The sequence below is a fragment of the Marinobacter sp. LV10MA510-1 genome (assembly GCF_002563885.1).
In the GTDB taxonomy this organism is placed as follows: Bacteria; Pseudomonadota; Gammaproteobacteria; order Pseudomonadales; family Oleiphilaceae; genus Marinobacter.
Window position 1 is genome coordinate 3,015,437 of record NZ_PDJA01000001.1, and the last position, 12,042, is coordinate 3,027,478.

The following is a 12,042-nucleotide window of genomic DNA, read 5'->3' on the forward strand; positions in this document are numbered from 1 at the left end:
GCAGAAGGGGATAGCAACGTACACAAGCTTGTGATGCAGCGAAAATCTAAGATACAGCCTGCAGCTTAGCGATGGTTTTTTGCGCCAACGGTGACAATTCTGCGCCTTCGCTGTTGGCGTAAGCGATCACCTGCTGCTTCATGCTGCGAGCCCAAAATTTCTGTAGGTGGCCGGCGGCAACGTCGGTCACCTGGTCGTCGTCACCATGATGTAAATTGTTGGCAATAATTTGGTCGATCATTTTGATCAGGTTGGTTAATTGCTGGTCACTCACAATGTATTCTCCTGAACGGTGTCATCGCTTCCGGTGTAGATGACGTGGCGGCCCGGGCGGGCAAAGCCGATAAGGTTCATGCCGCTTTCGCGGGCTTCTCGGATAGCAAGAGCCGTTGGCGCGGATACCGCCACCAACGTGCTGATGCCAACGCTGGCGCTTTTCTGCACCATTTCAAAACTGGCGCGGCTGGAGATCAACGCGAAACCTTTGTCAAAAGCCTGATCGCCACCCTCACGCAGGCGAGCTCCGATCAACTTATCCAGCGCGTTATGACGGCCAACGTCTTCTCGTGCCTGAACAATCTGCCCGCGGCTATCGCACCAGGCCGCCCCGTGGGTGGCACCGGTTTGCAGCTGTAATGGCTGGTGATTCTTCAAGCTATGAAGCGCAGCCTGAACCGCGTCGTCTGCCGGTAGCGGCTGCGCCGGAACCCGGGCAATCGCCCGCGCCACGTGGGCCAAAGATTCGGTGCCACAAAGCCCGCAACCGGTGCGTCCCACCATGTTGCGGCGCTGCTCGCGCAAGCGCGCATAACAATCACCCGCAATGTGCATGTCTATTTCTACGCCGTTTTGCGTGGGTTTTATCTCGATGCTGAACAGTTGCTCTGGCTTTTCAAGAATGCCCTCGCTGATGCTAAAGCCCAGAGCAAAGTCTTTAAGATCGCAGGGCGACGCCATCATCACCGCATGGGACACGCCGTTGTACACCATAGCCACCGGCACTTCTTCGGCGACCCAGTCTTGGCCTGGCGCCCTTTCAATACCACCGCGCACGTTCACCATCGCCGCACTCACCGGTGCAGGGCATTCACCAGTGAGTGCGGCTTTGGCGTCAGGCGATCCGTTATTTGAGGGCGCTGACATGGGCATCACCCGAGTGCTCCCTAGCCGGTTTCGCAAAATCCTGCTGGCGCTTGTCAAAGTCGACAAAGTTACGCTGCCAGTCAGATGGCTGGGACACTTTTTCTACCTGCACGGCGGTCACCTTGTATTCCGGGCAGTTGGTGGCCCAGTCCGAGTTGTCTGTGGTGATGACGTTGGCACCGCTGCCCGGGTGGTGGAAGGTGGTGAAGACCACGCCCGGTAACATGCGGGTGCTAAGCTTCGCCCGCAGCACGGTGTGGCCTACGCGGCTGCTGATACCCAGCCAGTCGCCTTCTTTTACACCGCGCAATTCGGCATCACTGGGGTGCAGTTCCAGCAGGTCTTCCTCGTGCCAGTCGCTGTTAGCGGTACGCCGGGTTTGTGCGCCTACGTTGTACTGCGACAATATACGGCCGGTGGTCAACAACAGCGGGAAGCGGCGGCTGGAACGTTCTTCGGTGGCCAAGTATTCGGTCACCGCAAAGCGGCCCTTGCCAATGGGAAAGTCCGAAGTGTGCATAGTGGGCGTGCCATCCGGATGTTCGTCGTTACACGGCCACTGAATGCTGCCCAGCCGTTCCAGCTTGTCGTAATTCACGCCGGTGAATGACGGCGTCAGCGAGGCGATTTCGTCCATTATTTCAGACGGATGGCTGTAATTCATCGGATAGCCCAGGGCGTTCGACAGCGCTACAGTAACTTCCCAGTCTTCCATGCCGGCAATCGGCTCCATCACTTTGCGCACGCGGTTGATACGGCGCTCGGCGTTGGTAAAGGTGCCGTTCTTCTCCAGGAAGGTGGAACCCGGTAACAAAACGTGAGCAAACTTGGCCGTTTCGTTCAGGAAAATATCCTGCACGATCAGGCAATCCAGGGCTTTCAGCGCTGCTTCCACGTGATGGGTGTTGGGGTCTGACTGGGCGATGTCTTCACCCTGCACGTACAGCGCTTTAAAGGTACCGGCGATGGCGGCGTCAAACATGTTGGGAATACGCAGCCCGGGCTCGTGATCGATCTCCACACCCCACACCGCCTTAAAGCGTTCGCGCACTTCCGGGTCGCTGACGTGCTGATAGCCCGGCAATTCGTGGGGGAAAGACCCCATATCGCAAGAGCCCTGCACGTTGTTCTGGCCCCGCAGCGGGTTCACACCGCCGCCTTCGCGGCCGATATTGCCGGTGGCCAGCGCCAGGTTGGCGATACCCATCACCATGGTGGAGCCCTGGCTATGCTCGGTAACGCCCAGTCCGTAATAAATCGCGCCATTTTCGGCTTCGGCGTAAATTCGCGCCGCTTCCCGAACCTTGGCGGCCGGTACGCCGGTGACTTCTTCCATGGCTTCCGGTGAGTTGCGCTCCTCGGCAATAAAGGTGCGCCAGGCGTTGTAGGCCTCCGTATCGCAACGGCTGTTTATAAAATCTTTGTCTTCCAGGCCCTCGGTTATCACCACATGGGCCATAGCGTTTACCATGGCCACGTTAGTGCCGGGGCGCAGCGGTAAGTGCAGACCTTCATCCGCGTGAGGTGTTTTCAAAACGTCGATGCGGCGGGGGTCAATCACCACCAGCTTGGCGCCCTGGCGCAAGCGCCGGCGCATCAGCGAACCAAACACCGGGTGGGCGTCGGTGGGGTTGGCACCAATCACCACGATGGCGTCGGCTTTCATTACTGAATCAAACGTCTGAGTACCGGCGGATTCGCCCAACGTGGTTTTTAAACCGTAACCGGTGGGGGAATGGCACACTCGCGCGCAGGTGTCGGTGTTGTTGTTGCCGAACGCCGCCCGCACCAGTTTTTGCACCAGATAGGTTTCTTCGTTGGTGCAGCGTGAAGAGGTAATGCCGCCAATGCTTTCACGGCCGAACTCGGCCTGAATGCCCTTAAGCTTTTTGGCGGAGAACGCCAGTGCTTCGTCCCAGGACACCACTTGCCACGGGTCGTTGATGGATTCGCGAATCATTGGTTCTTTGATGCGATCTTTGTGAGTGGCGTAGCCAAAGGCAAAGCGGCCTTTTACGCAAGAGTGGCCGTGGTTCGCCTCGCCGCCTTTATAGGGCACCATGCGCACCACCTCTTCACCTTTCATTTCGGCTTTGAACGAGCAACCCACGCCGCAATAGGCGCAGGTGGTGATCACGCTGTGGGTGGGTTGGCCGGCCTCGATCACGCTCTTTTCCATCAGCGTAGACGTAGGGCAGGCCTGCACGCAGGCACCGCAGGACACGCATTCGGAATCCATAAACGGATCGTTCTGGCTGGCAGAGACTATAGAATCAAAGCCGCGGCCTTCGATGGTCAGCGCAAACGTGCCCTGTACTTCTTCACAGGCGCGCACGCAGCGTGAACACACGATGCATTTGCTGGCGTCGAAACTGAAATACGGGTTTGAATCGTCAATTTCTGCGTCCAGATGGTTTTTGCCATCAAAACCGTAACGCACTTCCCGCAGGCCCACCGTGCCGGCCACATCCTGCAACTCGCAGTCGCCATTAGCCGGGCAGGTCAGGCAGTCCAGCGGGTGGTCAGAGATGTACAGCTCCATGATATTGCGGCGCAATTTTGCCAGCTTTCCGGTCTGGGTGGTCACATCCATGCCCTCAGACACCGGCGTGGTGCAGGAAGCCGGATAGCCACGGCGACCTTCGATTTCTACCGCACACAGGCGGCAAGAGCCAAAAGGTTCCAGGTTGTCAGAGGCGCACAGCTTGGGAATGTTGATACCCGCAAGAGCCGCCGCCCTCAGCACCGAGGTGCCCTCCGGTACGGCAATTTCGCGCCCGTCGATAGACACCGACACCAAGGTTTCGGAGACCCTTGCCGGGGTACCGAAATCAAAATCGGGATTCAGGACGCTCTTGCCGGCTTCGTAATTTTGGGTGCCTGGATCGTAATAGTGCAACATGTCATGCCTCCACTGGGCGCGGGTTGGCCATCAAGTCTTCGGGAAAGTGTTTCATCACGCTTTGTACCGGGAAGGGCGTCATACCGCCCATGGCACACAGCGAGCCGTCTACCATGGTTTCGCACAGTTCTTGCAGCAACACCAAGTTGTCATCACGGTTGGTACCGGCACGGATGCGGTCAATCACTTCGACGCCGCGCACTGAGCCAATTCGGCAAGGCGTGCACTTGCCACAGGATTCAACGGCACAGAACTCCATGGCAAAACGGGCCTGCTCGCCCATATCCACTGTGTCGTCAAACGCCACTACACCGCCGTGGCCAATGCCTGCGCCCAATTTGGCGAAAGCTTCGTAATCCATGGGCGTATCCCACTGACTTTCCGGCAAATACGCCATTAACGGGCCGCCAACCTGAACAGCTCTCATCGGCCGGCCGGTAAAAGTGCCACCACCAAAATCTTCCAGCACTTTGCGCAAGCTTGCACCAAAGGCGAGCTCAATCAGGCCTCCGTGCTTGATGTTGCCCGCCAGCTGAATGGGCAAAGTGCCCAGGGAGCGGCCCATGCCGTAGTCTGCGTAGGCTTTGCCACCGTGAGCCATGATGTAGGGCACGGCCGCCAGAGACAGCACGTTGTTCACCACCGTAGGCTGGCCAAAAAGACCTTTTATGGCAGGCAGTGGCGGTTTGGAGCGAACCAGCCCACGCTTGCCTTCCAGGCTCTCCAGCAGCGAGGTTTCTTCGCCGCAAATATACGCGCCGGCGCCCAAGCGAACTTCCAGACAGAAGCTGCGGCCGTTACCGCAGACGTTGTCGCCCAAATATCCGAGCACCTCGGCCCTGCGGATGGCTTCATCCAGCATTTTTTGCGACAGCAGGTATTCCGAGCGGACGTAAATGAAGCCCAGAGTGGCACCGACCGCCAAGCCGGCAATGGTCATGCCTTCTATCAGCATGTAGGGGTCGCACTCCATTACCAGACGGTCGGCGAAGGTGCCGGAATCGCCTTCATCGGCGTTGCACACCACGTATTTCTGCTGGTTTTGGGGCTCGTCCAGCACGGTCTGCCATTTTATGCCGGCCGGGAAAGCGGCGCCGCCACGGCCGCGCAGGCCAGACGCTTTTACTTCATCCACAATGCCCTGAGTGGTCAGCGCAGCTGCTTTTTTCAGGCCGGCAAAACCGCCGTGGGCAATATAGTCTTCAATACAAATCGGGTCGGTAATGCCAATGCGGGCGAAGGTCAGGCGCTGTTGTTGCTGCAAATAAGAGTGCTGGGAAATATCGCCCAGAAACAGCGGGTGTTCGGGGTTACCGTCAAACAAACCGGAGGCCACCAGCTCATCCACCTGTTCCGGTTCCACCGGGCCATAAGCCACGCGGCCATAGGGAGTTTGCACTTCCACCAGAGGTTCCAGCCAGAACAGTCCACGGGAGCCGTTGCGCACCAGATGAAGCTCAATATTTTTTTGAGCTGCCGCCTGTTGAAGCTTCTGTGCTACGCGGTCTGCGCCCAAAGACAGGGCGGTGGTATCGCACGGCACATAAATTGTTGTTGTCATGGAGTTTGCTCCTGCCTTTATTTTAGCTGAAGAACAGACGTTGTGAGGGCGTCTACCAACTGGTCGAATTTCTGCGGCGTTACGCGGCCGATAATGTCATTGTTCACACGGATAGACGGGCCGCAGGCGCAGTTGCCCAGGCAATACACAGGCACAAGAGTGAACTCGTTGTCGGCGGTGGTATCGTGATAGCCCACACTCAGGCATTCCTGAACATGACGCTCAAGAGCGCGCCCACCGCGAGCTTGGCAGGCTTCGGCACGGCACACCTCCAGCAGATTGCTGCCGGACGGGTGAGTGCGGAAATGGTGGTAAAAAGTGATAACACCGTGAATGTCGGCGCGGGTCTGCTGCAACATTTCCGCAATAATGGGTACAGCACCTTCCGGCACATAACCAACGCGGTCTTGTATGGCGTGCAATATGGGTAGAAGCGCACCGGGCTTGTGCTGAAGGGCTGCGACTTCCTGACGAATAACATCAGGGTTCCAATCGCCGGCAACAGGCGTGGACATAACCGCCGCCTTTGGGTCGGCTGTCTCTGACATATGCATAATTGTTCCTACCTGTTTTTATTTTGGTACAGTAGTGGATCGCTCAATAGTGCCTAAACTAGCACTCTGCCCCAACCTACGGAATATGAATAAAAGTGCATAACAAAAAATTGAACATCTCACCCGCCTGGATTTTTAGCACCGCTAACGGCGAACTGTTTGAGCCGGTTCTGTTTCGCCTGCTGAAAGGCATCCGCGACACCGGTAAACTCACCGCAGCGGCAGCAAGCGCGGGTATTTCTTACCGCCACGCCTGGAACCTGCTTAACCGTGGCAGCCATATTATTGGCTTACCACTGGTCATCATGCGTAAAGGCCAAGGCTCCCAGCTGTCGCCCCTGGGCGAAAAACTGCTGTGGGCAGAGCATAGGGTCGGCGCGCGCCTAGGGCCGCAAATAGACAGCATGACGGCCGAACTGAATGACCAGATTCAGCAACTGCTGGCCAACACAAAACCAACACTGCGCCTGCACGCCAGCCACGGTTATGCGGTGGCGCTGTTGCCTGAAGTGGCAGACCAGCTGAACATCAACCTTCAATACCGTAATCCTGCAGAAGCGATTTCGGCGCTCAATCGCGATGAATGCGACATCGCCAGCTTTCACCTGTCTACTTGTCCGCAGTTGGCTCGCCAAATTTTGAGCCACTACCGGGATTTACTCAGCGACGGCAGCCATCGACTGATTCGTTTTGTGACCCGGCGCGAAGGCCTGATGCTGCGCAAAGGCGAACATTCGCAGGTGCGCAGCCTGAAAGACTTCAGCCAATCCGGGTTGCGCTTTATCAGCCGCGACCTGCATTCCGGTACCCGTATCCTGTTCAATCTGCTGTTAGAGCAGCAGGGGCTGGATGCAAACAGCATTAACCGCAGTGGCCAGCAGGAATTCACCCACACCGCCGTGGCGGCGTTTGTGGCCTCCGGCATGGCCGATGTGGGCTTTGGCGTGCAGGCCGCGGCCGAACAGTTCGGCCTGGACTTTTTGGAACTGGCCTGCGAGCACTATTTGCTGATCTATCGCCCAGAACACCTGCCGCAAAGCACGCTTGACCACCTGATAGAGCTACTTCGTGCGCCCGAACTGCTTGAGCGCATCCATAGCGTTCCAGGCTATCAGCTCGACCAACCCGGCCAGATTACGGGGTTCGACGAGCTGATCGCTTCCGACCAATAGCCTGGAACCGGCCGACCCTGCTCGTTAAAACAACGCTGCCGCTTTAGCCAGAGCAATGTACAAGCCGATCAGGAACGGTATACCTACCGCCATCCAGGCCAGCACACCGGTAATCCCGAAAGCTCCACGAGCGGCGGTTTGGGCGTGAGACGACACACCGCTGTCGCGCTGCAACCTACGCTCGCCTTCCAGCTCTTCGTCGGTCATGTGCAGTGAATGGTCTACCGGCTTGATCAGGCTGTTACAGATCAGACCCACCACCAACAGCCCCGCCATAATGTACAGCGTGCGGTCGTACACCAAAGCTGGCTCTATTCCCGCCTCCAGTTGCACCTCGCGGATCAACGCGATAATCACCGGCCCAATAAGCCCTGCTGCCGTCCAGGCGGTTAACAGCCGGCCATGAATCGCACCCACCATCTGAGTGCCGAAAATATCGGCCAGATACGCGGGTACCGTGGCGAAACCACCGCCATACATACTCAGGATCACGCAAATGGAAATAACGAACATGCCCGCCATACCCAGGTGTCCCCAGGTGGGCAACAGGCAGTACATGGCAATGCCGAGCACAAAAAAGACGAGATAGGTGTTTTTGCGGCCGAGCTTGTCAGACAGCGACGCCCAGAACAGGCGACCAACGCTGTTGAACAGACTGATCAGGCCAACCAGCCCGGCAGCGGCTGCTACAACGGCGGTTTTCTGAGCGGCAGTGAGCGCCACTGCAGAATCCTTAATGCCCACAAGAGCGCCGCCGAAAACATCCTGCAGCATGGGGCTGGCCATGGAAATCACCGCAATACCCGCTGTTACGTTCAGAAACAGCACGCTCCAGATCATCCAGAACTGATGGGTTTTCCAGGCTTTGCTCAGGTGTACGTGGCCATGAGTGATCATGGCATTGGCCTGTTTACCCTGGGGTGATTCCCAACCCGTTGGCTTCCAACCATTGGGTGGCACGCGGAAGCCCAGAGCGCCGGCCATCATCACAAAAAAGTAGATAACGCCCATCACCATTAACGTGCTGGCCACGCCTTTGCCACCATCCGCCGAAAAGTAGCCCATCAGCCAAACCGCCAGCGGGGCGCCCACCATGGCACCGCCGCCGTAACCCATAATCGCAAAGCCGGTCGCCATGCCGCGGCGGTCGGGGAACCATTTAATCAACGTAGACACCGGGGTGATGTAACCCAAACCCTGGCCAATACCACCCAGCACACCGCAGCCCAGATACAACAGCCACAGTTGATGGGTCATCACACCCACGCCACCCAGAATCATACCTCCACCCCAGCATACCGCAGCGATGGCGCCGGCTTTACGCGGGCCGGCGTGTTCCAGCCAGGCGCCCCACACCGCGGCTGAAATGCCCAGCATGGCTATAAAAATACCGAAGGTGTAAGTCACATGGCTGACGGCCCAGTTGCAGGACGTGGTTGTCATGGCCTGAAGTATGCCGATATCGGCGCAGGCCACCGGGTCTGCAGTCGTCACCAAATTGGCCATGGGCAGCCAAAACACCGAAAAGCCGTAGGCCATGCCGATGCAAAGATGAATCGCTAGCGCCGCCGTGGGCACCAGCCAACGATTGAAATTGGGGCCTGCAACCGTGTTCTCACGGTCAAAAAAACCGGGTTTGGAGCGCGCCTCGTCGCCGTTTTGTAAACGGTCCTGTGTTGTGCCGTCCATCAATCACCTCTATTTTGTTGTTGTCATTTTGTTATTTTTCACAGATTAAAATTGATCGCCCAGCACTGACATATGCACACGGAAACATATATTACTGACTGACAAACAAGCGAGGCGGAGTATTGATGTGATTCTTTAGATAGTCAAACAACAAATAGGTATTTAACCTATGAATTTTTATGCCTATTTAAACCTATCGGCAACCGCCCTGTAACGCCCAAAAACAACGCCAGCGACAAACCCGGCGTAACCCGGCGTAACCCGTTTCAACTCTGCTTGTTAACCGTGCCGGCTATGGGCAGACTTACAGCAGGCCAACGCGATCCTTTTGCCTGGCCTTGTTTGCCATTCTTGATGTGGAGTTGTGATGGACCCGATGCTCACCCTGGTGGGTGCCCTGATGCTGGTGATCAGCATTGTTTTAAGCCCGCTGTCTAGCCGGGTGGGCATGCCGGTGCTGCTGATTTTTTTGGTGGTCGGCATGATGATGGGCGAAGACGGGCCAGGCGGCATTCGTTTTGATGATTACCAGCTGGCGTTTCTGATCGCCAATCTGGCCCTGGGCGTGATTCTGTTAGACGGTGGTATGCGCACCCGTGCTGAAACCTTCCGTGTTGGCCTGCGCCCCGCTTTGGTATTGGCTACCCTCGGTGTTTTTCTAACCGCTGTCGGCGCAGCCGTAGTCGCCTGGTGGGTGTTTGATTTGCACTGGATGCTGGCGCTACTGGTCGGCGCCATTATCTCGTCTACCGACGCTGCGGTGGTGTTCTCTATGCTGCAAGGCAGCGGCATTCATCTTAACGAGCGTGTCAGCGCCACGTTGGAAATCGAGTCTGGCAGCAACGACCCCATGGCCATTTTCCTGACGTTGTTGATGGTCACGCTGATTGGCAACGCAGGTGAGAACAACGTTGGCCCCGCCTTGCTGTTACTGGTGGAACAGTTTGGTATTGGCAGCATTGCCGGATTAATCGGTGGCGTCGCCGTCGTCGCGTTGGCCAATCGGATGCGCCTGGCGCCGCCGCTTTACCCACTGCTGGTAGCCGCCGGTGGTATCGCGGTATTTTCAGCCACCAACGCTTTGGGTGGCAGTGGGTTTTTGGCGATTTACCTGACCGGTGTGGTCATTGGTAACCGGCCGGTACGCATGATGCCGATGATTCTGCAGGTGCACGACGGTCTGGCGTGGCTGGCGCAGCTGTGCCTGTTCCTTATGCTCGGGCTTTTGGTCACCCCTTCCGAGTTACTGCCCCTGGCGGGCGGAGGCCTGATATTGGCGCTGGCACTCATTTTCGTGATTCGGCCGCTCACCGTATTAGCCACACTCTGGCCATTTGGTTTCAATCGCCGTGAGCTGGGGTTTATCAGCTGGGTAGGCCTGCGCGGTGCGGTGCCTATTGTGCTGGCACTGTTTCCCATTATTGCCGGCCTGCCAGACGCGCAACTGGTGTTCCACGCCGCCTTCTTTATCGTGCTGGTGTCATTGCTGGTTCAGGGCACCACCATGGCGCCTTTGGCGCGCTGGCTAAAGCTGGAAGTACCCGCCGACAACGCGCCGTTTCGTCGCTTTCCTCTGGACGCCCCGGGCGCCGGCGATCATGAATTAATGCTGTTTCCATTGCGGGGCAAAAACTGGGAGCTACCGCGTCGCCTGGACCAGCTCAAGTTTCCAGATAACACGGCGGTGGCCGGCGTATTCCGAAACCGATTGTGCCTGCAATCACAAGCCGATCTTGAAGTGATTCAGGGCGACATTATCGCCGTATTTGCCACGCCAGGCGTTTTACCGGAACTGAACAAATCACTCAGCGGGGCCTACACGCCCGGCCACTTGGCCGAACGTGCGTTCTTTGGCGACTTTGTGCTGAACGGCGACGCTCTGCTGGGCGATGTAGAGCAGGTTTACGGCATTGAATTTGATGAGCTGCCGCCCGACTTGTCACTCGCTGAATGCTTTGCCCAACGGACCAAGGGCCGCCCGGTTATTGGCGACCTGGTTGCTCTGGGGCCGGTTACGCTGGTGGTGCGTTCAATGAACGGCGACACCGTTGCCAAGGTGGGCCTGAAAATGGACGCCCAGCAAAACGCAGCCGAGGCAAAACATAACAACACCGAAGATGACAAAACCCATTAACAACTGCACCTTCAGTCATGATATAAACATTCTAAATTAACATTAATCATTGGTAAGTCGGTTTTATGAGTCTGGGTCGATTGTTTGTTTTATGTTCACTGCTGCTGACTTTACTCACGCCCCAAGCTCTGGCTTCGGATTTGCTGGCGCGAGCAGACACCCGTCTTCCATTTCCGCATTCGTCAGACACCGGCCAACTGCCGTCCATTACCAAAGTACTGGTGCAAAAAGGCGAGCGTTCACTGCAGTTACTCAGTGGCGAGCAGGTTATCCGCCAATATCGCATTTCACTGGGCGACAACCCCCAGGGCCACAAGCTTTACGAGGGCGACAGCCGCACCCCCGAAGGCGAATACTCCCTGGACTGGCGCAACGCCGGCAGTTCATTTTATAAGTCTATTCACATTTCCTACCCCAGCGCCAAAGACCGTGAAATGGCCGAAAACTGGGGCCTGAACCCAGGCGGTAGCATCATGATTCACGGCCTGCCTAACGGCACCGAAGACGATTTTGCCTTTGCTTTTTTCGGGCTTGACTGGACGGACGGCTGCATTGCCGTCAACAATCAAGAGATTGACGAAATCTGGCAACTGGTAAGCGACGGCACCCCGATTGAAATCCTGCCATGAGGCCCCTGCTAGAAAGGAGGCCCTTGCTAGAAAGTCAGCTAAGTGCCGGCATTAGAATAATTTTCTGATATGAAACGCGGTGTAAGATTACGTTGTTGTCATAAGCTTCGGACATTTACCTACGCTTAGTTAACATTTGGTGGCAGAGTGATTTACACTGTCGATAGCTTCGGTGGTCAATCGCTTATCAGACCTGTATTGGCAGGAGGCAAGTTGGCGGGATGTCAGCTATATTGATTATCGGACTTCGGGAAATAC

At 56.8% G+C, this 12,042-nt stretch carries 9 protein-coding genes; 3 read left to right on the plus strand and 6 right to left on the minus strand.

Annotated features, from left to right (window positions below; genetic code table 11):
• Window positions 1-46: 46 nt before the first annotated feature.
• The 5 genes from ATI45_RS14460 to ATI45_RS14480 are packed head-to-tail and all read right to left on the minus strand — an operon-like array spanning window position 47 to window position 6,154.
• The gene (locus tag ATI45_RS14460; RefSeq protein WP_098420213.1) at window positions 47-274 is read right to left on the minus strand and encodes a formate dehydrogenase subunit delta; all 228 of its coding nucleotides are present in this window, start codon (window positions 272-274) and stop codon (window positions 47-49) included.
• Window positions 271-1,143, minus strand: coding sequence for a formate dehydrogenase accessory sulfurtransferase FdhD (fdhD, locus tag ATI45_RS14465; protein WP_228706049.1), 873 nt, complete (start codon window positions 1,141-1,143; stop codon window positions 271-273). The genes ATI45_RS14460 and fdhD overlap by 4 nt, the downstream gene beginning before the upstream one ends.
• Window positions 1,124-4,045, minus strand: a complete 2,922-nt coding sequence (gene fdhF / locus ATI45_RS14470) for a formate dehydrogenase subunit alpha (protein ID WP_098420217.1) — start codon at window positions 4,043-4,045, stop codon at window positions 1,124-1,126. Before fdhF ends, fdhD begins: the two co-directional genes overlap by 20 nt.
• A gap of 1 nt (window position 4,046) precedes the next feature.
• Window positions 4,047-5,606: a formate dehydrogenase beta subunit gene (locus ATI45_RS14475; protein ID WP_098420219.1), complete on the minus strand. Its 1,560-nt coding sequence runs from the start codon at window positions 5,604-5,606 to the stop codon at window positions 4,047-4,049.
• Window positions 5,607-5,623: 17 nt separating this feature from the next.
• Window positions 5,624-6,154, minus strand: a complete 531-nt coding sequence (locus ATI45_RS14480; protein WP_228735988.1) for a formate dehydrogenase subunit gamma — start codon at window positions 6,152-6,154, stop codon at window positions 5,624-5,626.
• 101 nt (window positions 6,155-6,255) lie between these two features.
• On the opposite strand from ATI45_RS14480, the gene ATI45_RS14485 reads away from it, so the two are divergent.
• Window positions 6,256-7,332 carry a substrate-binding domain-containing protein gene (locus ATI45_RS14485; RefSeq protein WP_098420223.1) on the plus strand — a complete coding sequence of 359 codons (1,077 nt, stop codon included), beginning with the start codon at window positions 6,256-6,258 and terminating at the stop codon, window positions 7,330-7,332.
• A gap of 24 nt (window positions 7,333-7,356) precedes the next feature.
• Here ATI45_RS14485 and ATI45_RS14490 read toward each other — a convergent pair whose 3' ends face one another.
• Window positions 7,357-9,021, minus strand: coding sequence for an OFA family MFS transporter (locus ATI45_RS14490; RefSeq protein WP_098420225.1), 1,665 nt, complete (start codon window positions 9,019-9,021; stop codon window positions 7,357-7,359).
• Window positions 9,022-9,388: 367 nt separating this feature from the next.
• Between ATI45_RS14490 and ATI45_RS14495 the strand changes: the two genes are divergently transcribed.
• Together ATI45_RS14495 and ATI45_RS14500 are read left to right on the plus strand one after the other, a co-directional pair.
• Window positions 9,389-11,155, plus strand: a complete 1,767-nt coding sequence (locus ATI45_RS14495) for a potassium/proton antiporter (RefSeq protein WP_098420227.1) — start codon at window positions 9,389-9,391, stop codon at window positions 11,153-11,155.
• Window positions 11,156-11,220: 65 nt separating this feature from the next.
• Window positions 11,221-11,784 carry a L,D-transpeptidase family protein gene (locus ATI45_RS14500; RefSeq protein ID WP_098420229.1) on the plus strand — a complete coding sequence of 188 codons (564 nt, stop codon included), beginning with the start codon at window positions 11,221-11,223 and terminating at the stop codon, window positions 11,782-11,784.
• Window positions 11,785-12,042 lie beyond the last annotated feature (258 nt).

Excerpts from the sequence above, each read along its gene's own strand:
- fdhD (WP_228706049.1), bottom strand. The coding sequence starts at position 1,143 with ATGTCAGCGCCCTCAAATAACGGATCGCCTGACGCCAAAGCCGCACTC.
- fdhF (WP_098420217.1), bottom strand. The coding sequence starts at position 4,045 with ATGTTGCACTATTACGATCCAGGCACCCAAAATTACGAAGCCGGCAAG.
- ATI45_RS14475 (WP_098420219.1), bottom strand. The coding sequence starts at position 5,606 with ATGACAACAACAATTTATGTGCCGTGCGATACCACCGCCCTGTCTTTG.
- ATI45_RS14480 (WP_228735988.1), bottom strand. The coding sequence starts at position 6,154 with ATGTCAGAGACAGCCGACCCAAAGGCGGCGGTTATGTCCACGCCTGTT.
- ATI45_RS14490 (WP_098420225.1), bottom strand. The coding sequence starts at position 9,021 with ATGGACGGCACAACACAGGACCGTTTACAAAACGGCGACGAGGCGCGC.
- ATI45_RS14495 (WP_098420227.1), top strand. The coding sequence starts at position 9,389 with ATGGACCCGATGCTCACCCTGGTGGGTGCCCTGATGCTGGTGATCAGC.
- ATI45_RS14500 (WP_098420229.1), top strand. The coding sequence starts at position 11,221 with ATGAGTCTGGGTCGATTGTTTGTTTTATGTTCACTGCTGCTGACTTTA.